Origin of the sequence: Micromonospora sp. NPDC005298 (genome assembly GCF_040607375.1) — a bacterium.
GTDB lineage: Bacteria > Actinomycetota > Actinomycetes > Mycobacteriales > Micromonosporaceae > Micromonospora.
In genome coordinates, this window is sequence record NZ_JBEXGP010000001.1 from 722,537 (window position 1) to 745,102 (window position 22,566).

Annotated in this window: 22 protein-coding genes; 10 read left to right on the forward strand and 12 right to left on the reverse strand. The window is 73.4% G+C overall.

The features are described 5' to 3' along the window. Positions 1-12: 12 nt before the first annotated feature. The 6 genes from ABZS77_RS03540 to ABZS77_RS03565 all read left to right on the forward strand — a co-directional run bounded on the left by ABZS77_RS03540 (position 13) and on the right by ABZS77_RS03565 (position 8,488). Entirely contained in the window at positions 13-2,223 is a 2,211-nt protein-coding gene (locus ABZS77_RS03540) for a bifunctional glycosyltransferase family 2 protein/CDP-glycerol:glycerophosphate glycerophosphotransferase (RefSeq protein WP_354816446.1), read from the forward strand. A gap of 134 nt (positions 2,224-2,357) precedes the next feature. Beyond that, complete coding sequence (locus tag ABZS77_RS03545; protein WP_354817178.1) at positions 2,358-3,656, forward strand: ABC transporter ATP-binding protein; 1,299 nt, start codon at positions 2,358-2,360, stop codon at positions 3,654-3,656. Between the two features lie 92 nt (positions 3,657-3,748). Next, the gene (locus tag ABZS77_RS03550; protein WP_354816449.1) at positions 3,749-4,732 is read left to right on the forward strand and encodes a hypothetical protein; all 984 of its coding nucleotides are present in this window, start codon (positions 3,749-3,751) and stop codon (positions 4,730-4,732) included. 50 nt (positions 4,733-4,782) lie between these two features. Further along, positions 4,783-5,247, forward strand: a complete 465-nt coding sequence (locus ABZS77_RS03555; RefSeq protein ID WP_354816452.1) for a DUF4442 domain-containing protein — start codon at positions 4,783-4,785, stop codon at positions 5,245-5,247. Between the two features lie 59 nt (positions 5,248-5,306). Beyond that, the gene (locus ABZS77_RS03560; RefSeq protein WP_354816455.1) at positions 5,307-6,119 is read left to right on the forward strand and encodes a beta-phosphoglucomutase family hydrolase; all 813 of its coding nucleotides are present in this window, start codon (positions 5,307-5,309) and stop codon (positions 6,117-6,119) included. Then, complete coding sequence (locus ABZS77_RS03565) at positions 6,116-8,488, forward strand: glycoside hydrolase family 65 protein (protein ID WP_354816458.1); 2,373 nt, start codon at positions 6,116-6,118, stop codon at positions 8,486-8,488. The genes ABZS77_RS03560 and ABZS77_RS03565 overlap by 4 nt, the downstream gene beginning before the upstream one ends. A gap of 47 nt (positions 8,489-8,535) precedes the next feature. On the opposite strand, the gene ABZS77_RS03570 is transcribed toward ABZS77_RS03565, so the two are convergent. Beyond that, positions 8,536-8,715, reverse strand: a complete 180-nt coding sequence (locus ABZS77_RS03570; RefSeq protein WP_354816461.1) for a hypothetical protein — start codon at positions 8,713-8,715, stop codon at positions 8,536-8,538. 184 nt (positions 8,716-8,899) lie between these two features. On the opposite strand from ABZS77_RS03570, the gene ABZS77_RS03575 reads away from it, so the two are divergent. Continuing rightward, positions 8,900-9,529: an alpha/beta fold hydrolase gene (locus ABZS77_RS03575; protein WP_354817181.1), complete on the forward strand. Its 630-nt coding sequence runs from the start codon at positions 8,900-8,902 to the stop codon at positions 9,527-9,529. Here ABZS77_RS03575 and ABZS77_RS03580 read toward each other — a convergent pair. Further along, a complete protein-coding gene (locus ABZS77_RS03580) occupies positions 9,519-10,676 on the reverse strand; it encodes an AI-2E family transporter (RefSeq protein WP_354816464.1) in 1,158 nt (385 codons plus the stop codon). The genes ABZS77_RS03575 and ABZS77_RS03580 overlap by 11 nt on opposite strands. Positions 10,677-10,875: 199 nt before the next feature. Between ABZS77_RS03580 and ABZS77_RS03585 the strand changes: the two genes are divergently transcribed. After that, a complete protein-coding gene (locus ABZS77_RS03585; protein WP_354816467.1) occupies positions 10,876-11,058 on the forward strand; it encodes an antitoxin in 183 nt (60 codons plus the stop codon). Between the two features lie 68 nt (positions 11,059-11,126). Here the strand turns inward: ABZS77_RS03585 and ABZS77_RS03590 are convergent, their stop codons facing one another. Further along, entirely contained in the window at positions 11,127-11,732 is a 606-nt protein-coding gene (locus ABZS77_RS03590; protein ID WP_354816470.1) for a hemerythrin domain-containing protein, read from the reverse strand. 177 nt (positions 11,733-11,909) lie between these two features. Here ABZS77_RS03590 and ABZS77_RS03595 point away from each other — a divergent pair, with 177 nt between their 5' ends. After that, entirely contained in the window at positions 11,910-13,238 is a 1,329-nt protein-coding gene (locus ABZS77_RS03595; protein WP_354816473.1) for an FUSC family protein, read from the forward strand. 10 nt (positions 13,239-13,248) lie between these two features. On the opposite strand, the gene ABZS77_RS03600 is transcribed toward ABZS77_RS03595, so the two are convergent. The 8 genes from ABZS77_RS03600 to eccB all read right to left on the reverse strand — a co-directional run bounded on the left by ABZS77_RS03600 (position 13,249) and on the right by eccB (position 19,691). Continuing rightward, complete coding sequence (locus ABZS77_RS03600; protein ID WP_354816476.1) at positions 13,249-13,905, reverse strand: C39 family peptidase; 657 nt, start codon at positions 13,903-13,905, stop codon at positions 13,249-13,251. Between the two features lie 181 nt (positions 13,906-14,086). Beyond that, positions 14,087-14,494 (reverse strand): TIGR03618 family F420-dependent PPOX class oxidoreductase, encoded by a 408-nt coding sequence (locus ABZS77_RS03605; RefSeq protein ID WP_354816479.1) that lies wholly within the window; start codon positions 14,492-14,494, stop codon positions 14,087-14,089. Positions 14,495-14,525: 31 nt separating this feature from the next. Next, positions 14,526-14,867: a YkvA family protein gene (locus ABZS77_RS03610; RefSeq protein ID WP_354816482.1), complete on the reverse strand. Its 342-nt coding sequence runs from the start codon at positions 14,865-14,867 to the stop codon at positions 14,526-14,528. A gap of 72 nt (positions 14,868-14,939) precedes the next feature. After that, entirely contained in the window at positions 14,940-15,734 is a 795-nt protein-coding gene (locus ABZS77_RS03615) for a hypothetical protein (protein ID WP_354816485.1), read from the reverse strand. Between the two features lie 258 nt (positions 15,735-15,992). Continuing rightward, a complete protein-coding gene (locus tag ABZS77_RS03620) occupies positions 15,993-16,349 on the reverse strand; it encodes a hypothetical protein (RefSeq protein ID WP_354816488.1) in 357 nt (118 codons plus the stop codon). 124 nt (positions 16,350-16,473) lie between these two features. After that, positions 16,474-17,727 (reverse strand): WXG100 family type VII secretion target, encoded by a 1,254-nt coding sequence (locus tag ABZS77_RS03625; RefSeq protein ID WP_354816491.1) that lies wholly within the window; start codon positions 17,725-17,727, stop codon positions 16,474-16,476. After that, positions 17,720-18,088, reverse strand: a complete 369-nt coding sequence (locus ABZS77_RS03630) for a hypothetical protein (protein ID WP_354816494.1) — start codon at positions 18,086-18,088, stop codon at positions 17,720-17,722. Before ABZS77_RS03630 ends, ABZS77_RS03625 begins: the two co-directional genes overlap by 8 nt. Before the next feature lie 88 nt (positions 18,089-18,176). Beyond that, positions 18,177-19,691 (reverse strand): type VII secretion protein EccB, encoded by a 1,515-nt coding sequence (gene eccB / locus ABZS77_RS03635; RefSeq protein ID WP_354816497.1) that lies wholly within the window; start codon positions 19,689-19,691, stop codon positions 18,177-18,179. Between the two features lie 161 nt (positions 19,692-19,852). On the opposite strand from eccB, the gene ABZS77_RS03640 reads away from it, so the two are divergent. Next, positions 19,853-21,040 (forward strand): type VII secretion protein EccE, encoded by a 1,188-nt coding sequence (locus tag ABZS77_RS03640; RefSeq protein WP_354816500.1) that lies wholly within the window; start codon positions 19,853-19,855, stop codon positions 21,038-21,040. Positions 21,041-21,068: 28 nt separating this feature from the next. Here the strand turns inward: ABZS77_RS03640 and eccD are convergent, their stop codons facing one another. Beyond that, positions 21,069-22,466 (reverse strand): type VII secretion integral membrane protein EccD, encoded by a 1,398-nt coding sequence (gene eccD / locus ABZS77_RS03645; RefSeq protein WP_354816503.1) that lies wholly within the window; start codon positions 22,464-22,466, stop codon positions 21,069-21,071. Between the last annotated feature and the right edge of the window lie 100 nt (positions 22,467-22,566).

Genomic DNA, 22,566 nt, shown 5'->3' on the forward strand with positions numbered 1-22,566 from the left:
AGGGACGGCCGGATGACCCTGATCAGTTTCGTCGTACCGGCCTTCCGGGTGCAGGGGTACCTGCGTGAGTGCCTGGACTCGATCCTCGGCCAGCCGGAGACGGACGTCGAGGTGATCGCCGTCGACGACTGCTCGCCGGACGCGAGCGGCGAGATCATCGACGAGTACGCGGCCCGTGACCGGCGGGTCCGCTCGGTCCGGCTGCCGGAGAACATCGGCCTCGGTCCGGCCCGCAACGTCGGGCTGGACCGGGCCGTCGGCGAGTACGTCTGGTTCCTCGACGGCGACGACTGGCTGGCGCCGGAGTGCCTGCCGGCGGTCGCCGAGCGGCTGCGGGCCACCAGCCCCGACGTGCTGCTCGTCGACCACGTCCGCGCCCACTGGAACGACACGGTCACCCGCAGCGCGATGGCCGAGGTGTTCCCGGAGTCGCCCGGCCCGGACACGTTCCGGCTGCGGGACCGGCCGGAGGCCATGCGCCTGCTGCACACCGCGTGGAACCGGCTGGTCCGTCGGGAGTTCCTGGTCGACCTGGGGCTGCGCTTCGCGCCGGGCTGGTACGAGGACGTGTCGTTCAGCTATCCGGTGCTGATGGCGGCGCGGAAGATCGGCGTACTCGACCAGGTGTGCGTCAACTACCGGCAGCGCCGCGCCGGCGCGATCACCAGGACCCGCGGCGACCGGCACTTCGAGGTGTTTCCGCAGTGGCACCGGGTGTTCCACCTGATGGATGGGTGGGGGCCGGCCACGGACGCCCTGCGGCCGGCGGTCTTCGAGCGGATGATCTGGCACTACCTGACGGTGCTCGGAAACGGTCAGCGCATCGCGCCGGAGCTGCGGCCGGCGTTCTTCGCGCAGATCACCGCCGACTACGCCCGCTGGCTGCCGGCCGGCGGCTACCCGGTGCCGGACGGGGTGGAGGGGATCAAGCACCGGCTGGTCGCCGCCGGCCGGTGGCGGACGTTCAGCGCGCTGCGGGCCGCCAGCCGGGCCCGGGACACCGCCCGCAGGCGGACCCGTACCGTGCGGCGGCGGGTCGGCCCGGCGGCGCGGCGCGGCGCCCGTCTCACCCGCGACGGCCTGCTGCGCGAGTACTACCGGGCGGAGCTGCGCCGGCCGGTCGACCCGACGCTCGCGGTGTACGCCGCCTACTGGTTCCGGGGGTACGCGTGCAACCCGGCGGCGATCTACGAGGCGGCCCGGCGGCTGGCCCCCGAGGTGCGGGGTGTGTGGATCGTGCGCCGCGACCGGGTGGACGCCGTGCCGACGGGTGTGGAGTACGTGGTCGCGGGCACCCCGGCCTACTACCGGGTGCTGGCCCGGGCCCGATGGCTGATCAACAACGTGAACTATCCGGACTTCGTGCGTAAGAGGCCGGAGCAGGTGCACGTGCAGACCCACCACGGCACGCCGGTGAAGGTGATGGGGCTCGACCAGCAGCGCTACCCGATCGGCGCGGGCCGGATGGACTTCGCCGGGCTGCTGCGCCGGGTGGACCGGTGGGACTACAGCGTCAGCTCGAACAGCTTCTCCACCCAGATGTGGGACCGGGCGTACCCGGCCACGTACACCACTTTGGAGGTGGGCTACCCGCGCAACGACCGGCTCGCCACCGCCGGCCCGGACGAGGTGCGCCGGCTGCGGGCCGAGTTCGGATTCACCCCCGACGAGCAGGTCGTGCTGTACGCCCCGACGCACCGCGAACACCTGCCGGGCTACCGGCCGCCGTTCGACCCGGACCGGTTCGTCGACGCGCTGGGCGGGTCGGTGCGGCTGCTGATGCGCAGCCACTACTTCCACGACCGGGACCGCCGCCCCGGCCGGTCGGTGGACCGCGACCGGGTCCGCGACGTCAGCGGCTACCAGCGCGTGGAGGATCTGTACCTGGTCGCCGACGTGCTGGTCACCGACTACTCGTCGGCGATGTTCGACTACGCGGTGCTGGACCGGCCGATCGTGCTGTACACGCCGGACTGGGAGGCGTACCGGCTGGCCCGGGGTGTCTACTTCGACGTGACGGCGGAACCGCCGGGGGCGGTGGCCTCCACGTTCACCGGCCTGCTCGACCTGTTCCGTACCGACTCGGTGCGTTCGGACGCGGCGACGAAGGCCCGCGCGGACTTCCGGGGACGATTCTGCACTCTGGACGACGGGCACGCGGCGGAGCGGGTGGTACGCCGCGTGTTCCTCGGAGAGCCGGCGGAGAATTCCTCGCCCTGCTGACCACGCGTCGTGGTGCGCTCTGTCGTGTAATGGCAGCGTCATAGGTCGAACATGAGACGTTTACCCGATGTGCTGATCCGATGATCCTGGTCACAGTCTTGTGGGGTTCGGCCGACGAGCTGGGGGAGGAGACGGTGAGCACCGTCGCGCTCAAGGATGTCACCAAGATCTTCAAGGACGGCACGGTGGCCGTCGACAGCATCAACCTGGACGTGAACGACGGCGAGTTCATGGTGCTGCTCGGCCCGTCGGGCTGTGGGAAGTCCACGGTGCTGCGGATGATCGCCGGCCTGGAGGATCCGACCCAGGGTGCGGTCCTGCTCGACGGGGAACTCGCCAACGACCTGCCGCCACGGGACCGGAAGATCGCGATGGTCTTCCAGGACTTCGCGCTCTACCCCCACATGACCGTCGGCGACAACATCGCGTTCCCGCTGCGGCTGTCCGGCGTCGAGCCGGAGCCCCGGGGTGAGCGGGTCAGCGACGTGGCGAGCGCGCTGGGCATCGGCGACGTGCTGGCCCGCAAGCCGGGGCAGCTCTCCGGCGGGCAGCGGCAGCGGGTCGCCATGGGCCGGGCGATCGTCCGCCGGCCCGGGCTGTTCCTGATGGACGAGCCGCTGTCCAACCTGGACAGCGGCCTGCGTGCCGAGCTGCGCGCGGAGATCTCCGGCCTCACCCGCGAGTTGGGCGTCACCACCGTCTACGTCACCCACGACCAGGCCGAGGCGCTCACCATGGCCGACCGGGTGGCCATCATGCGCCGCGGCGTGCTCCAGGACGTGGGCACACCGACCCAGGTGTACGGGCGCCCCGCGACGCTCTACGTGGCCGCGTTCCTGGGCAGCCCACGGATGAACCTGCTGGAGGCGTCGGTCTACGTCCACCTCGACCGGTACGTCACGCTCAACCTCGGCGAACAGTCGCTCTACCTGCCCTGGAACGACATCCGCAGCCGCGCGGTGGCGCACTACCACGGTGAGCGGATCGTCGTCGGGATGCGGGCCGAGGCGCTCACCCCGGTCAGCCCGGACAGCCCCGGAGACGTGCTGCACGGTCGGATCCGCTACCTCGAGCACCACGGGCACGAGTCGCTCGCGTTCCTCGACATCGGCGCTACAGCGATCATGGTCGACGAGATGGGCGCCCCACTGGACCCGCCGCCGGTGGGTCAGCGGGGCCTGCGCCGGTTCGGCTCGGTGATGCAGCGGCTCACCGGCAAGCCCGTCGAACCGGTCGAGGCGCCGACGGACGGCAACCGGACGAGCGTCCTGCCCGACCCGGGCCGGCACCACAGGCGTCCGGCGGAGCTGGCGGTGCGGTTGGCGCCGTACCCGGCGGTCACCGCCGGTCACCAGCTCGCGGTCTCGGTCCGGATGGACGCCCTGCACTTCTTCGACGAGCGCGGAGCACGGATCGACGTGGGTTGGCGCTGACGACTCGCCGTGCCGGGGTGGCGGCGGCACCCGCCGTTGTCCTACCGTCTGCGCACCCAGTCCACAGTGAGACCACCGAGAGGGGTGCACCCGTGTCGGGTGACCGTCCCAGTCCGCTCGTCATCGAGCGCATCCTGCGCGACCGCCAGGGCATCTGGCAGCAGATCGTCGCCGAGGGCGACCTGAACGCGTTGACCGGCCGGATGCTTGCTAGCTCCGCCATCGCGCTCGCCTGCTACGGGGCGGTGCTGGGCGCGTTCCACAGCCCGCTCATGGCGTTGACCTCCGCGCTCAAGCTGCCACTGCTGTTCCTGGTCACGCTGGCGATCTGCCTGCCGACGCTCTACCTGTTCAACCTGGTCTTCGGCGCCCGACTCTCGGTCCGTCAGTCGCTGGCACTGGTGATGGTGGCCATCACGGTCACCTCGATGCTCGCGGTGGCGTTCGCGCCGATCAGCCTGTTCTTCCTGATCACGGCACCGGACTACGGGTTCTTCAAGTTGCTCAACGTGGCGATCCTGACCCTGTCGGCGCTGGTCGGGCTGCGTTTCCTCACCGGTGGCATGCAGGTGCTCAACGACCACGGCCTGCTCGCGCCCGAGGCGGCCACCGCCAAGGCCCCGGCGCCGGCTGTCCCGCAGGCCGCGCCGGTCGCCGTACCCGCCGGGGCGGTGCCGGCCGAGGCGCCGGCCGCCGGCGGAAGTGTCGAACCGGTCGCCGTGCCGGCCGGGGCGGCAGTGGCCGGGGCGACCTCGAACGGCGCCACCACCGTCGCGCCGGCACCGGTCCCGGCCCAGTGGACCGGGCAGCCGGCGGGCGCCTCGTTCCCGCCCGGCATGGTCCCGCCGGCGCAGCGCCCGTGGGGCAGCCCGCAGGTGCGAGGCGGCGAGCCGACGCAGCGACCGGCCAGCATGACACTGCTCTACATCTGGATCCTGCTCTTCGGCTTCGTCGGCACCCAGCTGGCGTGGACGCTGCGTCCGTTCTTCGGCGACCCGGGTCAGGACTTCGCGTTCTTCCGCAGCATCGACGGCAACTTCTACGCCGAGATCCTGCGGACGATCTCCAACCTCTGAGCGGTCCCGCCGGGGCGGGCCGAATGGCTACCGGAGAGTAACGTCAGAGCATGACCATCGACTCCCGCCAGGTGGCGGCCGGCATGCTCGAGGCGGTGCCCTTCGCCCGGACCCTCGGCGTCGAATTCGTCGAGGTGGCTCCCGAGGCGGAGGGCGGGGTGCGGGCCGTCGTCCGACTCCCCGACTCGCCGGCCACCCACAACCACGTCGGCGGCCCGCACGCCGGCGCCATGTTCGCCCTCGGTGAGACGGCCTCCGGCGCGGTCGTGCTGGCCGCCTTCGGGCACCTGCTCGACCGTGCCGTGCCGCTCGCCGTCCACGCCGACATCGACTACCGCAAGCTCGCCATGGGCTCGGTGCTGGCCACCGCGCGCCTCGCCCGCCCGGCGCTCGAGGTGATCGACGAACTCGATGCCGGCCGACGACCCGAGTTCGGCGTCGAGGTGGAGATCGGCACCGAGGACGGCCGGACCACCGCGACGATGACCGTGATCTGGACGCTACGGCCGAACTGAGCCGCGACTGGGCAGCGGAAACGCGTTTGCGGGCCCGGCCTGGTGGTTAGATTCGTACCGTGCTGGGCCTACCTGCTCATGTGACCGCCTGTCTCTTCGATCTGGACGGTGTGCTGACGCAGACCGCCCTGGTGCACAACGCCGCCTGGACGCAGACGTTCGACGAGTTCCTCCGGCAGCGCGCCACCGCCACCGGTGAACCCTTCCAACCGTTCGACCCCGGCCCGGACTACAACCGGTACGTCGACGGGCGGCCCCGCGCGGACGGCGTCCGGTCGTTCCTCGCCTCCCGTGGGATCGTGCTACCCGAGGGCGGCCCCGACGACCCGCCGAGCGCGGACACCGTCAACGGCATCGGCAACCGCAAGAACGTCCTGCTGCTGGAGCGCCTGCGCAGCGCCGGAGTCGAGGTGTACCCGGGTTCGGTGCGCTACCTGAAGGCGGCGACCGAGGCGGGCCTGCGACGGGCCGTCGTGACCGCCAGCGCCAACGGCCGGGAGGTGGTCGCCGCCGCCGGCCTGGAGCCCCTGTTGGAGGCACGGGTCGACGGGCTGGTGGCCCGGGCGCAGGGGCTGCGTGGCAAGCCGGAGCCGGACAGCTTCCTCGCCGGCGCCCGACTGCTCGGCGTCGACCCCACGCGGGCCGCCGTCTTCGAGGACGCGCTGTCCGGGGTGGCGGCCGGTCGGGCCGGCGGATTCGGCTACGTGGTGGGTGTCGACCGGGTCGGCCAGGCCGACGAGCTGCTCGCCCACGGCGCCGACATCGTGGTCAAGGACCTCGCCGACCTGCTCGACGCGGCCGACCCGCCGGCGCCGCGCCGGGCCACCGACGGGTCAGCCCGGCAGGCGACCGGAGAGCGGGGCACCGCGTGATCCGGGAACGGGCCTATCCCGTCGAACCGTGGCACGTCCGGGAGACCCGGCTCGACATGGACGTGCTGGCCCAGTCCGAGTCGGTCTTCGCGCTCTCCAACGGTCACGTCGGGTTGCGCGGCAACCTCGACGAGGGCGAGCCGCACGGCCTGCCCGGCACCTACCTCAACTCGTTCTACGAGCTGCGGCCCCTGCCGTACGCGGAGGCCGGCTACGGCTTCCCCGAGTCCGGTCAGACAATCGTCAACGTCACCAACGGCAAGCTGATCAGGCTGCTCGTCGACGACGAACCACTCGACGTGCGTTACGGCGAGTTGATCTCGCACGAACGGATCCTCGACATGCGGGCCGGCACCCTGCACCGGGAACTGCACTGGCGCTCACCCGCCGGTCGCGAGGTCAAGGTCCGCAGCACCCGACTGGTGTCGTTCACCCAACGCTCGGTCGCCGCGATCAGCTACGAGGTGGAGGCCGTCGACGGCCCGCTGCGGCTCATCGTGCAGTCCGAGCTGGTGGCCAACGAGTCGCTGCCCGCGCAGAGCAAGGACCCGAGGGTCGCGGCGGTCCTGGAGTCGCCGTTGCAGGCCGAGGAGGAGCTGACCACCCCCGACGGCGGTCAGCTGATCCACCGCACCAAGGTCTCCGGCCTGCGGGTCGCCGCCGCGATGGAACACGAGGTGCACGGCCCGGAGCACACCAGCATCGAATCCGAGGGGTACGAGGACTGGGTCCGCACCACGGTCGGCTGCGTGCTCAAGCCCGGCGAGAAGCTGCGCGTGGTCAAGTACCTGACGTACGGCTGGTCGAGCCGGCGGTCCCTCCCCGCGCTGCGTGACCAGGTCGGCGCGGCGCTGGCCGCGGCCAAGCTGGACGGCTGGGAGGGACTCTGCCGGGAGCAGCGCGGCTACCTCGACGACTTCTGGGATGCCGCGGACGTGCGGGTCGAGGGGGACCCGGAGGTGCAGCAGGCCGTCCGGTTCGGTCTCTTCCACGTTCTCCAGGCCGGTGCCCGCGCCGAACGGCGACCCATCTCGGCGAAGGGACTCACCGGCCCCGGGTACGACGGGCACGCCTTCTGGGACACCGAGATGTTCGTCCTGCCGGTGCTCACGTACACCCAGCCCAGCGCCGTCCGCAACGCGTTGCACTGGCGGTACAGCACACTGGAGAGCGCCCGGGAACGCGCCGAGACCCTCAACCTCAAGGGCGCGGCGTTCCCCTGGCGGACCATCGAGGGCCCGGAGTCCTCCGGCTACTGGCCGGCCGGCACCGCCGCGTTCCACATCGCCGCCGACATCGCCGACGCGCTGCGCCGCTACGTGCTGGTCACCGGGGACGTCGCGCTGGAGCGGGAGATCGGGCTGGAACTGCTGGTGGAGACCGCCCGGTTGTGGCGCTCACTCGGCCACCACGACCGGCACGGGCAGTTCCACATCGACGGGGTGACCGGCCCGGACGAGTACACCGCGGTCAAGAACGACAACGTCTACACGAACCTGATGGCGCAGCGGAACCTGCTCGCCGCCGCCGACGCGGTGATGCGCTACCGCGACGACGCCGCCCACCTCGGGGTCACCGACGAGGAGGCGGCGGGCTGGCGGGACGCCGCGTCCTCCATGCACGTCCCGTACGACGACGAGATCGGCGTCCACCAGCAGGTCGAGGGGTTCACCCGGCTGGAGGAGTGGGACTTCGCGCACACGCCGGCGGAGAAGTACCCGCTGCTGCTGCACTACCCGTACTTCGACCTGTACCGCAAGCAGGTGGTCAAGCAGGCCGACCTGGTGCTGGCCATGCACTGGCGGGGAGACGCGTTCACCCCCGAGGAGAAGGTCCGCAACTTCCTCTACTACGAGCGGCGTACCGTGCGGGACTCGTCGCTGTCGGCCTGCACCCAGGCGGTGCTCGCCGCCGAGGTCGGTCACCCCGAGCTGGCGCACATCTACCTGCGCGAGGCCGCGCTGATGGACCTGCACGACCTCAACGAGAACACCCGCGACGGTGTGCACATGGCCTCGCTCGCCGGCGCGTGGATCGCCCTGGTCGGCGGTCTCGGCGGTTTGCGGGACCATGACGGTGAGCTGTCGTTCGCGCCCCGGCTCTCCAGCCGTCTGAGCCGACTGGAGTTCTCCCTCCAGTGGCGCGGACTGGCGCTGCGGGTCGACGTCAGGCCGCACCAGACGACGTACTCGCTGCGCCACGGTGGGAGGGACGACGTGATCGAGCTGCGGCACCACGACCAGGTACTGCGGGTGACCCGCGACGAGCCGGTGACCGTGCCGGTGCCGCCGGCCGCACCGTCCGGGCCGCCGCCGGAGCACCCGCCGGGCCGGTCACCGCTGCTCCGGCTGCCCGAACACCAGGAGTGAACGGCCGGGGCGGGAGAGTGTCCCGCCCCGGCCGCCTCACATCGGACTCAGATGGGCTCGCCGGTGGACGGACGCCCGATCGCGTCCCGGGGCGCCATCGCCTTGGGGTCGTCGGGCAGCCGGGCCGAAGCGGCCCGGTCCCCGAAGTCCTGGTCGCGTTCGGCGTCCCGTTCCCGCCGGTTCCGCTCGTCCATCTGCTGCTGTCCGGACGGCTGCTGCTTGGCCATGGCGATCCTCGCGATCCGTCGGGGCGCGGTTGCGCCGACACGGTCTGCGGTCGCTCGTCGCGTACCCGACGCCCCATCGGGCAAACGCGGCCCTCCGCGCCGGGCGTGCGGCGCGGCGGGCGGGGTACCCGGGCCGCAGGCGAGCACCCGGAGGTGGGGCGTGGACGAGGAGCGCAGCACGGTGATGATTCCGGTCGGGGACGTCGCGCTCCCCGCCGACCTGACGGTGCCCGCGCGGACGGTCGGCGTGGTGCTGTTCGCGCACGGCAGCGGCAGCTCCCGGCACAGCCCGCGCAACGTGGCGGTGGCCCGGACGCTCAACGATCGCGGGCTCGGCACCGTGCTGGCGGACCTGCTCACCCCGACCGAGGACGAGGTGGACGCGCGCACCGCCGAACTGCGGTTCGACATCGGGCTGTTGGCGAGTCGCCTCGCCGGGATCGTCGACTGGCTGGCGGTCGAGCGGCCCGCCGGTGACGTACCGATAGGCCTGTTCGGTGCCAGCACGGGCGCCGCCGCCGCCCTGGTCGCGGCATCGTCGCGGGCCGACCGGGTGGGTGCCGTGGTCAGCCGCGGCGGCCGGCCCGACCTGGCCGGCGCCGCGCTCGCCCAGGTGCGAACGCCCACGCTGCTGCTCGTCGGCGGCCTGGACGAGGAGGTGATCGCGCTTAACGAGCAGGCGTTGGCCGAACTGGACGACGTCGGTGAGCTGCGGGTCGTCCCCGGGGCCACGCACCTCTTCGAGGAACCCGGCACCCTCGACCAGGTCGCCGAGCAGGCCGGCGCCTGGTTCGTCGACCGTCTCAGGCGGTGAGCAGACCGTTCGCGGCGGACCGGCGTCGTTGCACCGTGTCGATGACGCGCCACAGCACGGCGGTGATCGGGACGCTGACGAAGGCGCCCGCGATGCCCGCGATCAACGTGCCGGCGGTGACGGCCACCAGGATGACCGCCGGATGCAGCCGGACCTGCCGCTTCATCACCAGCGGCTCCAACAGGTTGCCCTCGATCTGCTGCACGGCGATCACCGCGGCGAGGGTTAGCAGCGCCGTGGTCGGCCCGTTGGCCGCCAACGCCACGAGCACGGCCACCGCCCCCGCGACAGTCGCCCCGATGATCGGTACGAAGCCCCCGAGGAAGGTGATCAACGCCAGTGGCAGGGCGAGCGGCACCCGGAGAACCACGAGGGCCAGACCGATGCCGATCGCGTCGATCGCGGCGATCAGCATCGTTCCCCGGCTGTACGCGCCGAGCGTCTGCCAGCCCGCCCGACCGGCCTCGGCCGCCACGGGCCGGTTCGGACCGGACACCCGGGACAGCACCCAGTGCCACATCGACCGGCCGTCCTTGAGCAGGAAGAAGAGCAGCACCAGGGCGAGCAGCGCGGAACCCAGCACCTCGGTGGCCGTCCGGGCCCCCGACACCGGGTCCGGGGAACTGCCGCTCAGACCCTCCCGAGCCTGGTCGATCAGGCGGTCCAGTTGCGCGTCGGTGACCGGCAGGGTGGAGGTGACGAAGTCCCGACTGCGGTCGACGCCCTGGGTCAGCTCCTGGCTGAGCTGGTCGAACTGGCTGGCGGTCAGGTTCCACACCAGCGCACCGACCCCCACCAGGATGCCGAGGAGCAGCAGGACGGTGAGCAGCGCGGCAAGCGCCGCCGGCAGCCGCAGCCGGCGCAGCAGGAGCAGCACCGGGTCGAGCAGCGCGGTGAGGAAGACGGTGGCGGCCAACGCGATGGCCAGCGGCGCCAGCAGCACGGCGATCCGGCCCACCAGGTAGAGCCCGGCGACGACCACCACCAGGCAGGCGCTCCACAGCACCGCGGTCCGGACCAGCCACGGCAGCGCCCCCCACGCCTGGCGCGGTCCCGTGTCGCCGTGCGCGGGCGCGGCGCCGGTGCCCGTCCTCGACGCGGTGCCCTGTGTCGGCGCGGTGTCCGCCCCGGGTTCGTCTGCCGCCATGTCGGCCCTCCTCGATCTCCGCGAGGTCGGTACCCGCCCGGCTGTGCGCCGACACCCGAATCGTCCGACACGTGGACTGGTCGCCCGCGCGGATCGTACGCCGGACCGGACCGGCCGGCGGCCGTTCGCCGGTCCCAACGTTTGCGCTGTCCAGCCCAGGGAACGCCAAGAGGGAGCGACGAAGCGGAGGAGGAACAGCGTGGGCGACTTCATGGACAAGGCCAAGGACTTCGCGGACAAGCACGACAAGCAGGTCGACCAGGGTATGGAGAAGGCCGGCGACATGGCCGACAAGCGCACCGGCGGCAGGTACGACGACCAGATCGACAAGGGCGTGGACCAGGCGCAGGCGCGTACCGGTGAGGGCGATCAGGCCCGCTGACGTACCGGACGTCTCCCGGGCCGCCGACACGTCGGTTGCCCGGGAGCGTCCTGTCCGGACCGTCGCGGTCAGCGCTGCTGGTTCTCGCGTAGCTCGCCCATCGAGGTGGGCCGGCCGCTCAGCGCGTCACGCACCCGGTCGATCATGCCGGTGCCGGGGGCGAGCAGCTTGTTCGCCGGCGCGTGGTCCGGTGTGCTCGGGTGCGGCCGGGTCGGCGCGATCTTCTTGAACGCCGTCACCTTCGCCGCCAGCTCGACCAGTTCCTCCCGGGCCGTCGCGGCCCGCAGAAGCGGGAACAGGTCGTTCTCCTCGTCCCGTACGTGGTGCCGGATGGTGCCGGTCAGGTGGGCGAGCAGCTCGTCGAAGCGGGGATCGGACGGGTCGACCGACTCCAGGTCCTTCATGGTCCTCTCCGCTTCGGAGTGCTCGACGATCTCGTGGTCGGCGATCTGATCGCCGTCGGGCAGTACCGCACGTGCCGTCGGGTAGACGTACGCCTCCTCGGCCACGGTGTGGCGGACGAGTTCGGCGATCACCACGTCGGCGATCTGGCGGCGGTACTCGGGGGTGCCCTGTCGCGTCTCGAGCTCGACGAAGAGGCTCTCGACCGCACGGTGGTCGGCGACGAGGACGTCGACGACATCCTCGTCGTCGGTGCTCTGGGGATTGCTCATTCTCACGGCCCCTTACCGGTTGCGGATCGGTGGGTGTGTGGCCCCTGGTACCCCGCAGCGGCTGGGCAAACCTACGATCACCGATGGATCGGCGACGCGGATGATGGTCGTGTGGTGGCCGGTGCCGGCGGGGCGGACGGGCACGATTGCGCGGCCGGCGCCGGGGTAACCGCCGCCATGACCGACGACCGCCAGCCAGCCGACCGTGAGCGGTCGCGGCTCGACGAGGCCGCCGAGCGCAGCGGCCGGGCGGTCGAACGGGTGCGCCACCGCAGCGGGCAGGCCGGCCGGATCAGGGCCCGGCAGTGGGAGATCACCCTGGTCATCTCGGTGCAGGCCGGACTGGCCGCCACGATCGCAGCCCTGATCGCCCAGAACCTGCTCGGCCCCGGAGCGCACGTCTTCGCGCCCGCCGCCGCCGTCGGCACGATCGCCACTGCCATCGGCCAGCGCGCCAGGCGTACCTTCGAGCTGCTGTTCGGTGTCGGCCTGGGTATCACCATCGGCGACGCGTTGCGCTTCCTGCTCGGCTCCGGGCCGTGGCAGACCGGTGTGGTCGTCGCCCTCGCTATCGCGAGCGCGTTGCTGGTGGCCGGCAGGGGTGGCGCGCTCGTCGGTCAGGCCGGTGGTACCGCGGTGCTGATCGCCACCCTGGCCCCGATGGAGCGTGGTCTCGAGCTGCCCAGGATCTTCGACGCGCTCGTCGGCGGCGCGGTCGGTCTGCTGGTGGTCGCGCTGCTCCTGCCGGTGAATCCGTTGCGGGTGCTGGACCGCGCCGCCGCGCCGATCTTCGAGGTCCTCTGTGAACAGCTCGCCGAACTGGCCGACGCGCTGCGCGAACGCGACAGCGACCGGACGCGTCGCGTCCTGGACCGGCTCCGGGGCACCGAGGCCGACGTGGGTCGCCTGCACGATTCGCTCAGCGGGGCCGAGGAGGTGGTGACGATCGCACCGGCCCGCTGGCACCGCCGCCGGCAGTTCCACGGGTACGCCCGCAGCGCCTCGCTTCTGGAACGGTTGCTCCTGGACAGCCGGGTCCTGGCCCGCTGGGCGACGACAGCCCTGGAGTACGACGAGCCGATCCCGCCGGAGCTGCCGGAAGCGATCGCCCGGCTCGGTCGGGCGGTGGCGGAGATGCGTACCGAGTGCCGGATCGGCGACGACCCCCGGCGCACCCGCCGATTCGTCGAGGAGTGCGCCGAGCTGGCCGGGCGGGCCGCCGCCGCCGGGGTGAGGTCCTTCGGCGACGCGCTCGTCACCGGTCTGCGCACCGCGTCCAGCGACCTGCTGCGGGCTGCGGGCTGCGAACCGGACGACGCCAACCGGATCGTGCGCCGGGCGGCCGGCGCGGGCGAGGCCGCCGTCCGTCCGCCGGTCCGGCGACACCTGCACCGGCCCCGGACGACCCGGGCCACCCGCGCACGCCGGCAGGCGAGCCTCTCCGCCCGGCGGTGCGGCGACGACGAACGGGCCGACCTCCCCGCCGGGGGGAGATCGGCCCGCTGAGCCGTCATGCTCAGGAGGAGTAGCCGCGCTCGGCGATCCAGTTGGCGACCTTCGGCAGGCTCATCCAGTACTCGCCGAGCGCCGGGTCGGCGGGGTCGGCGACCCGGATGGTGTCCCCGCCGTCGCGGTAGCCGACGAGGGTCAGGTAGTGACCCCCCTCGTACGAGTGCGGGTTGCCGTCGGTGTCCACGGTCGTGCCCTTGATGTTGGCCACCACCGGCCGGCCGGCGTCCACCGCGGCCAGTACGTCCCGGCGCAACTGCTCGACCTGGTCGGGTCGGGCCACCGCGTCACGGATCTCGGTGGTCCGGTACCTGCCACCGGTCAGCTCGTTGAGCACCCGGGTGGTGTCCAGGGCCGACGGGGTGCCCGCCTCGGTGGTGCCGAGGAGCTTGGCCACGTCGTCCTGGGAGACCGCCTTGCCCTGCGCGGACAACGCGATCCGGGTCGCGGCCGGGCCGCAGTAGTAGAAGTTCGGCTGGGCCTGGTAGTCGATGCCGAGGATCCGCTCGGCGGACCGCTCGGGCCGGCCGCCCCGGTCGCTCGAGGAGGTCGGGACTGCCGGCGCTGGCGCGGCCTGGGCGGCAATCGCCGGACCGAGAGCGCAGCCACCGGCGACCAACAGGCCGGCAACGGACAAACCGCTCTTCTGGAGGATCGGGTTCATCGTCGAGTCTCCGTTCGGGGGTTGGTGCCTCCGGCGGCGGAGGGCAGCAGCACCGGGAATGGCGCTCGGCTCAACACGGCGACGACGGCCGTCGCGATCAGGTGCAACGGCTGCTCGGGGGCCGGGATTCCGTGCGTACGGTGCGAGCCGTCACGGCGGTTTGGCGAAACCGGTCAGACGGTCAGAGACTGCCCAGCAGGCCGGTAACGGTGATTTCGATGACCACCCGCTCCGGGTTGGGACGCGGTGTCCGGTACCGCTCGGCGTAGCGGCGCTCCGCCTCCGCCACGGCCGCCCGGTCCGAGCGCAGCACCGCCCGGCCTTCGATGGTCAGCCAGCGGCGCCCGTCGACGTGGCAGACGGCCACCGGAGTGCCGGCCGCACCGGCGGCGGCCACCTGCCGGGCCTTGCGGGAGGTGGCGGAGGTGATCACCCGGGCCAGCCCGGCCTCCGGGTCGAGGGTGACCCCGACGGGCACCACGTGCGGGGTGCCGTCGGCCCGCAGGGTGGTCAGCGTCGCGAGGTGCCGTTCCGCGCAGAAGGCCGCGACGCGCGCATCGCGTACGTCCAGCCGGTGATCGCCCGCCACAACCGTCCCCCGTCCACCGAACCGACCCCGATCATGGCACGGGGCGGCGCGCCCGGTCCGGGTCCGACGGAGACTCCGGTTGCCCGGGCAGCCGCAGAGCCGCCGCCCGGCGCTTGTGCACCAGCCGGGTGAGGTAGATCAGCGCGCCGGCCAGGACACCCATGTCGTCCAGGTAGATCGGGTCGGGGAGCAGGTCGACCGGGAAGATCGTGTAGATCAACGCCCCGTAGAAGGCGACCTTGCCACCAGCGCCGAGCCCGGTCAGCAGACGCCTGGTGCGTACCACCCGGATCGCCAGCAGCACCGCGCCGACCAGCGTGGCGGTCGCCAGGAGGCCGGCGATCACCACGAGCACCCACGCCTCACGGGACATGCCGTCACGCTAACCCACAATCGGGTAGCGGCGTCAGAGCCGCTGGCCGCGTCGGCCGACCGACGATCCCGATCAGTACGCCGGCACTGCGGCGCGGCCCCGGGCGACGACCTGGTTCTCCCGCGTCTGCTCGACCGGCCGGCCCACCTCGCTCAGCGGCAGCACCGACGCCGACTCCGCCACCCGTCGACCGCTCGCCGCGTGGGCCTCCTCGCGGAGGCTGCGAGCCGCCGCGACGGCGAGTTCCGCGGCCCGCCACGCGGCCTGCTCCCGCTCCCGTGCGGCGGCGTGCCGGGTCGCCAGGTTGTCCCTGATCGCCCGCTGCAACACCAGCTCCTGCTCGACCGGGTGCCGCCGCGGATCCCACCCGGCACGGTGCGCGAACACGTCACTGAGCTGCTCCACGGAGAGCTCCCGCCGCCAGTACGCGTCGAGCGCGGCCCGGTGCAGGTAGCGCTCCCGGTCCGCGTACTCGGCCGGGGTGCGGGCCGTGTGGGGCAGCGGCATCGCCGCCGCCGCGTCGAGACGTCGGACGGCCGCCTCGGCCGTCTCGTACGCCTGCCAGGCGGCTTCGACCTCGTCCTGCGCGGCCACCCACTCGGTTCGACGGCGCTGGGCGGTGGTGGTGGCCCGGTCGGCGGCCACCGCGACCTCCTGCGCGTAGCGGCTCTGCTCGCGCTCCTGCTGCACCTGTTCCAGGTGGCTGGGCATGGCCGCGCGCCGGATCCGGGCCGCCGGGTCGAGGCGGAGCCGGCCCGGCCGCATCAGCAGGGCGGCGACGGTGACCGCGACGACCCCGAGCAGGCTCAGCCAGATGGCGGCGGCCCGGGGCACGTCGGGCAGGACGGCGGAGAGGACGGTCTGCATGATCAGCACCTCGCGGTCGAATGGCGGGTAGCGGCGGGGCGGTGGACGGGATCTGCACAGCCGCCGCCGGCTCGAAGCCGGACGGTCGGGCGGATGGCCGGACGGGCCGGGCCGCGCGTCGGGCTGGGTCACCGTCGTCCGGGTGCCGGCGGGCTGGTCACCGTTCGGTGCCGTCCGACGGGTGTGCGGGCGGTCAGGCCCCGACGGGTGACCCGGAGCGGGCCGCCGCAGCGGGCGCGGGCCGAGGGTCGGCCGAGGTCAGCGGGTCGGTGGACCGCGTCGGGACGGGACGCCCGGGCCGGGCTCGACGGCCGGCCGGTGCGCGGGGCGCACGGTGACCGGGGCCGCCGCCGTGAGGTCGTCGACCGTGCCCGACGGCGGGGAGACGACCGGCCGGCCCGCCTGCTCGGCGGCGGCGGCGGTCGGTCGGAGAGTGTCCACCCGGCTGCTCACGGCGCTGGGCCGCGGCTGCGTCGGGGCGGGAGGTGACGTGGCGGCGAGGGCGCCGCCGAGACCGACCGCGAGCACCAGAGCGGTGACCGCCAGTCGGGTCAGCTCCCGCAGGGACCGCAGCACGGCCCACCGGGCTGGGCGGACGGAGGCTGCGGACGACACCACACCAACCTATCGCCCGCCCCGGTGTGGCGCAGCTCGACGAGGACGCTTTCCGCAGTGACCGCCGCCACCGTGGGCACTGTGGACGACGGCACGGCGACGGGAGGGACTCCCCGGGATGGGGTCAGTCGTTGGTGCCGAGCACCGGAGGCGCGGCGGCCTCGCCGTCCCGCCACACCATCTCGTCCTCGGTGAGCCAGGTGAGCCGCTCGTCGGACTCGTCCTCGTCGGGGCGCCCGCGCCCACCGAGCAGCCCGGGACGGTTCGCCCCGCCCGCCGCGCGGCCGGTGCCGTCCGCACGCCGACCATCGATGCTGCGTCCGATCCCACTTGCGGCGCGGTTGTCGGCCGGGGCCGGCGTCGAGGCCGGCCGGGCCGACGCGGTGGGCGTGCTGCCCGAGCTGGCCAGCGCGGAGGTGCGCACCACCCCACCGGCCGGGGCGCCGCCCTGGCCGCCGAAGAGCAGACCCGGACCGGTGCTGCCGGCGGGCACGGTGGCGGCGGGGCCGGACAGGCCGGCCAGACCGGCGGCGCCGCCGGTCAGCAGAGCCCCGCCGACCAGCGGGTTCGCCCCGGCGAGTGACGTGCCGCCGCCCCCGGTGTCGTCCGAGACCGTAACCACACCCGGCGTGTCACCGGTGCCGCCCTGGACGGGCGGAACGCCTTCGCCGACGACGACCGGCGGCGGGCTGGCCCCCTCCGGCGTCGCGATGCGCGCCTCACCGGTGCGCGCCGTGTGGCCGCTGATTGTGGGCGCGGCGGTCGCCGGTGCGGTGCGTGGCCCGCTGCGCGGCGTCGTCCCGTCGTCGTTGGCGGTCTTCGGCGTGTCCGGCGGAGGTGGCGGCGGGTCCACCACCCGGTCGTACGCGGACAGGTCGTAACCGGCGGCCAGCTCGGCCACCACGTTCACCATCCGCTGGTGGGCCTTCTCCTGCTCTTCCTTGTCCTGCTGGTGGCCGAGGATGCCGCCGATCACGGCGCCGGGCAGGCCGAAGGCGCTGCCCCGCAGGGCGCCGTCGACCAACCTGTCGTTGTCGTCGGTCTCCTCCGGGCTCTCCACCTGCTTGTGCGCGGTGCGCAACTGGCCGGCCATCATCGTGAGCGCCTGCTTGACGTCGGCCATCCCCTCGCCGAGCGCGTCGGAGTGCGTGACGATCAGCCCGACCCGGCGCTGGAACTCCCCGCCCGCCGAGCCCGTCCAGGTGTTGCCGAGCTTGTCGAGGTCGCCGCTCAGCTCCCGGCCGAGCCCGTCCAGGATGCCCTTGAGCGCGGCCCACTGGGCGGCCACGCCCTCGATCTGCTCCGGCTTGCCGGCCATCACGGCGTCGTACAGCTCCTGGTGGCTGCGGCCCTCGTAACGCTGGGTGTACTCAGACACGCCCGTCCCCCTTCGGCTCCAGCGCCTGCTGGACGCCGGTCAACGCGGCGGTGATGTCGGTGGCGTTGGCCGCGTTGCGCGCCTCGGCGGTGCGGTAGTTGGCCAGGATGGTGGCGGTGGCCTGCTGCGCGGCCAGCACGGCCTGCCGGAGGCGCTCGGCCTGCTCTACGTACGACTGGTGGACCGCGCTGTAGCGGCGGGCGTTGTCGGTGGCGTCGGTGAACGAGCCCAACGCCGGTGGGCTGCACTGCATCTCGGTGTTGAGCTTGCGCAGCACCGAATCGGCCTGGCTCAGCCGGGCCGCCAGGTTCTTGTGGAAGTCCTCAAGGGACAGCAGGTCGACTTCCGTGCGCCCGGTCATGGCAACATCCCCGTCGTTCTGGTTGACAACCGTCAGCGACTCCCAGGTTAGTCCACCGCCGCGATCCCGGGCGACCCGAGCGAGCTCCTCAATCTTCGGCGTCGGTCGATGCCGCCGGCAGGCCCCCGCCGGCTCCCCCGTTCGGCGGCGTGCCCCCGACGGACGGTGCCGGGGTGGTCGTCGTGGGCGGCTCGCCCTCGGGCGCGAAGAAGGACGCCGCGTCCTCGGGGTCCAGAGTGGGCCCGGTGGGGATCAGGGCGAGCAGCGCACCGGGCACGGCCAGGGGGGTGACCCCCGCGTAGCCGAGCACGGCCATCGTCTCGGTCGAGGCGAGCGGGTACCGGACGCCCTGCGGGCTGATCAGGTAGACGGTCGACCCGGCGGCGCCGGAGCCGCTGGTCCCGGCGCCGGGCGCGGCCTGCGCGAGCACACCCTTACCGCCGGGCAGCAGCACCGCCTCGGCGGTCCGTACCGCGTCCCGGGCGGTCTGGCGTACCGGCACCGGACCGGGATCCGTCGCGGTCAACTCCGCCGGTGCCCGGTCGAAGACCTCCAGCGTGGTGATCGGCGGACCGCCACCGGTGCCCGCCCGGTACGTCGCGCAGAGCGTGGTCTGCCCGGCGCGGGCCGGGTACAGGTTCGGAAGCGTCTCGGGCAGGCCGTCCTCCTCCACCCGCTGCTCGGTCAGCAACCGGCCGGCCTGGTCCGGGGTGATGTCGGTGATCTGACCGCCACCACTGATCATCAACAGCGCGGTGATCTCGGTGATCGAGACGAGCCCTTCGCGGGTCAGCACGTAGTACCGGCCGGCGGCCTGGAACACCTGGCCGATGGTGGACGGCCGGTCGCCGACGCTCAGCCCGCTGCGGTCACCCTCGCCGGGCAGCGTCGGCTTGCGCAGTGGCGGCCCGGTCGGGACCGCGTTCAGCAGTTGCTGCCCGACCCGCAGCTGCGTGGCGTTCGGCATCCGCAACGCCGCGATCGTCTGGTCGCCACCGAGCACCTGGAGCCGCGCGTCGCCGGTCAGCAGGTACCGCTGGCCGTCCACGGTGACCAGGACGGCCCGGTCGCCCAACGGCGTGCCACCGGGCAGCGCCCGGTCGATGACGACCCGCGTCCTGGAACGCTGCGGGTCGGCCGGGTCCGGCACGTCGCAGACCGACCAGGGCAGACCGGTCAGGGACTTGCGGTCCGGCAGGGCGTCCGGGGCGCCGACGATGCCGAGCGTACGACCACGCGGACGGTCCCGCAGCGACGCCTGGGACATCGTCCGCACAGTCGGGTCCGCCACGTTCAGGATCAGTCGCGCGGAGGTGTAGTTGAGGGCCGGGTACAACTGCCCGCCCGTGAACACGTACGTCGCGCCGGTCTCCCGTTCGATGACGAGTGTCTTGTCCTCCAGCGGCGCGGTGTTGCCGGTCAACTGGCCGTACGCGCCCACACCGCCGAGCACCACCGCGGCGGCGATCACGCTGCCGAAGACCGCCATGCCGAGCCGACGCATCGGGAGGTTGGTGGTCTCCGGATCGCCCGACAGCAGCGCGGAGACGATCCGGCGGGTGACGAAGCGGTACGCCTGCACCTGATCGCGGCGGGTCCGCATGACTTACCTCCGGCGGGGTGGATCCGCGACGATGTCCTCGGGGTGCCGTCGCGGGCTTCCCTACGATAAGGGGCCGACGGCGGGTCTTCGGGCCCACCGCCCGTGGTCGGCACCGGACCGACGCGGCGCAGAGCCGTACCGTGCAGGAGGGACAGTCAGCGATGACGCAGGTTCAGGCGCGACCCGTCCGAGCGGCCACGAGCCCGTCCGACGTCCCGGCGCGGGCGACGCCTCGCCCCGACCGGCCCGGTCGGGGCCGGATCGGCCCGGTGCTCGTCGGGCAGCTCGTCCTGCTGGAGTTGTGCGCGCTTGCCGTCTGGGCGTCGACCGCCGGGCCGGTCTGGCTGCTCGCGGCGGTCGGCACCGTGGCGGCACTCGTCGTCCTGGCCGTCTTCGCCCGTCGGGGCGGGCGCTGGTGGTTCGAGGACCTGCTGCTGCGTCGGCGGCTGCGGCGACGCCGCGAACGGGCGGCGGCCGCGCGGACCGGCGGTGCCGCGGCCGATCCCCGGTTGGCCGCGCTCGCCCCCGAGTTGAGCGTCATCGAGCTGACCGACCGGGGCACCCGCCTGGGCATCGGGCAGGACGACAACGGCTGGTTCGCCGCGCTCGCGTTGCAGTCGGGCAGCGGCACGGCGGTCGGCTCGGTCGAGGCGTCCACCGTGGACCGAGCCCTGCGGGTGCTCCGGGACTTCGCCGCGCCGGTGTCCCGTACCCAGGTCGTCGCACACACCCTGGTCTGGTATCCGGCGCCCGGTGCGCCCCCGGCGGCGCACCGCACCGTCTGGGTGGCGCTGCGACTCACCGTGCGGGACGCCCGGGTGGAGGCGGTGAGCCGGGGCGGCGGACTGCCCGGTGTGCACCGGACGTTGGCCGCCGGGATCGGCCGGCTCGGCAAGGCGCTGACCGCCGCCGGGCTGTCTCACCGTCCGCTGGGCCGCGACGAGCTGCGGTCGGCGGTGGTGTCGGCCGCCGGGTTGGACCTCGTTCCGGAACCACCGACGGAGACCTGGCAAGGGCTGCGCGGCGGCGGCTGGACGCACCGCTGCATGGCCCTGCGGAGCCAGCCGGACGCGCCGCTCGGCCCGCTGGTGGACGCGATCACCGCCACCTCGGCGCCGTCGCACACGGTGGCGGTGTCGGTGTCGGCGGACGGCCGGGTGGCGGCGCCCCTGCTGCGGGTCGCGGCCATGGACAACCACGTGGAGGCGTTGGTCCGGGCGGTACGGGAGGTGGCCGATCGGGCCGGAGCGTCGGCCCGGCCGGTGGACGGCCAGCACGGCCCCGGCGTCTACGCCAGCGCCCCCGTCGGGTCGGTGCTGGGGGCGTCCACCCGGCCGCAGCCGCGCTGACCGTCCGGGCGGCGCGCGGCCGGCCGGGTCAGGGCCGCAGGTTGACGATCCAGCCGTACAGCCCGCAGACCCAGAAGGCGAGCGGCACCAGCGAGATGATCAGCAGGATCTCGACGATGTCGAGCAGCCGACCCCAGACCGGCGAGATGCGCTTGCCCGCCACGCTCAGCCCGTAGACCAGGCTGATCACGGCGGCCAGCAGCAGCCCACCGAGGACCAGCCCGAGCCGGACCGGCAGCGAACCGTCGGCGAAGGTGGCCGCCGCGGCGAGACCCAGCCCCACCGTGCCGGCGAGCAGCACCGGGACGCGCTGCGCCCGGCCCAGGAGCGGCCGGGCCCGCAGCAGTGAGAGCAGGCCCAGCACGAGGCAGAGCAGCACCGCCGCCAGCCGCCCGTCCAGGGCCAGCACCAGCTCCGCGCCGAGGACCAGCACCGACACCGTCCACAGCAGACCGGTGAGGAAGTCGTCGGCGCGTTCGCTCTGCTGGAGCACCTGTCGGCCGTCGACCGACTCGCTGTCGGTCTTCAGGTCGTCCGGGCCGGTCGGGATGGACGGCACCGGCAGCCGGGCCAGCCGGTACGCCGCCATCGGCAGTGCCGGCACCACACCGAACGCGACGGTCGCCACCACCGCGGCGGCGGCCGGCGCGTCGATGCCGAAGGCCAGGCAGAGCAGGGCGCCCACGCCCGTCGCCGCCCCCACGCCGATCGAGGCGAAGAACAGCGGGTACCGGTCACCCACCGCCAGCACGGCCACCGCGCCGGCGACCACCGCGGCGGTGGCCGCGAGCAGGACGTGCGGGCTCGCCAGCCCGGTCAGCGGCCGGTCACCGGCGAGCAGCAGCAGACCGCCGGTGCCCGCGTGCACAAGGCCGATCATGGCCAGCACGGCGCCGGTCCGGCTGTCACCGGCGGCCCGGGACAGCACCGCCGCGCCGACCAGCAACGCCACCGCCACCAGGAGGGCGGCCACCGCACCCGGCAGGTGTGGTGGACCGGCGAAGAGCGCGGCCACCGCACCGGCACCCAGCGCCGCCGCCGCGAACAGCACCGCGAAGGACCTGCTCGCGCCGGCCTGCCAGGCGCCGGGCCGCTGGTTGGTCGCCGTCGCGACCGCGTCCACCACGTCGTCGAAGACGATCTCCGGGGCCGCGGCCGCGCGGGGATTGAAGTAGAGGACCTCGCCGTCGCGTACGCCGAGCTGCACCGCCGTACGCCCGCCGTCCAGCGGTGCGCCGCCCAACCTGGACAGTGCCCAGCCGCCGTGCCGGACCCCCTCGTCGGCGAGGTCCTCGCCGGCGTAGCGCAGCAGGGTGGGCAGCAGGTCGGCGAGCGGAACGTCCGAGGGCAGAGCCAGATCCATCCGGGTACGGGGAGCCACGATGGTGATCCGGCTCAGACCACCGGTCGCCGTCTTCGTCGCCACAGTGGCCTCCAGGTGTCCGTCTACGATCAGCGGGCCGCGGTGCCGCGGTGCGGGTCCACCGCGCCCACGGGAGATTACCTACGATGGCGTGCACGTACGA

What these genes read in the sequence shown, in the direction of transcription:
- ABZS77_RS03540 (WP_354816446.1), top strand. Translation starts at nt 13, where the DNA reads ATGACCCTGATCAGTTTCGTCGTACCGGCCTTCCGGGTGCAGGGGTAC.
- ABZS77_RS03555 (WP_354816452.1), top strand. Translation starts at nt 4,783, where the DNA reads ATGACCATCGACTCCCGCCAGGTGGCGGCCGGCATGCTCGAGGCGGTG.
- ABZS77_RS03570 (WP_354816461.1), bottom strand. Translation starts at nt 8,715, where the DNA reads ATGGCCAAGCAGCAGCCGTCCGGACAGCAGCAGATGGACGAGCGGAAC.
- ABZS77_RS03575 (WP_354817181.1), top strand. Translation starts at nt 8,900, where the DNA reads ATGATTCCGGTCGGGGACGTCGCGCTCCCCGCCGACCTGACGGTGCCC.
- ABZS77_RS03580 (WP_354816464.1), bottom strand. Translation starts at nt 10,676, where the DNA reads ATGGCGGCAGACGAACCCGGGGCGGACACCGCGCCGACACAGGGCACC.
- ABZS77_RS03590 (WP_354816470.1), bottom strand. Translation starts at nt 11,732, where the DNA reads ATGAGCAATCCCCAGAGCACCGACGACGAGGATGTCGTCGACGTCCTC.
- ABZS77_RS03595 (WP_354816473.1), top strand. Translation starts at nt 11,910, where the DNA reads ATGACCGACGACCGCCAGCCAGCCGACCGTGAGCGGTCGCGGCTCGAC.
- ABZS77_RS03600 (WP_354816476.1), bottom strand. Translation starts at nt 13,905, where the DNA reads ATGAACCCGATCCTCCAGAAGAGCGGTTTGTCCGTTGCCGGCCTGTTG.
- ABZS77_RS03610 (WP_354816482.1), bottom strand. Translation starts at nt 14,867, where the DNA reads ATGTCCCGTGAGGCGTGGGTGCTCGTGGTGATCGCCGGCCTCCTGGCG.
- ABZS77_RS03615 (WP_354816485.1), bottom strand. Translation starts at nt 15,734, where the DNA reads ATGCAGACCGTCCTCTCCGCCGTCCTGCCCGACGTGCCCCGGGCCGCC.
- ABZS77_RS03630 (WP_354816494.1), bottom strand. Translation starts at nt 18,088, where the DNA reads ATGACCGGGCGCACGGAAGTCGACCTGCTGTCCCTTGAGGACTTCCAC.
- eccB (WP_354816497.1), bottom strand. Translation starts at nt 19,691, where the DNA reads ATGCGGACCCGCCGCGATCAGGTGCAGGCGTACCGCTTCGTCACCCGC.
- ABZS77_RS03640 (WP_354816500.1), top strand. Translation starts at nt 19,853, where the DNA reads ATGACGCAGGTTCAGGCGCGACCCGTCCGAGCGGCCACGAGCCCGTCC.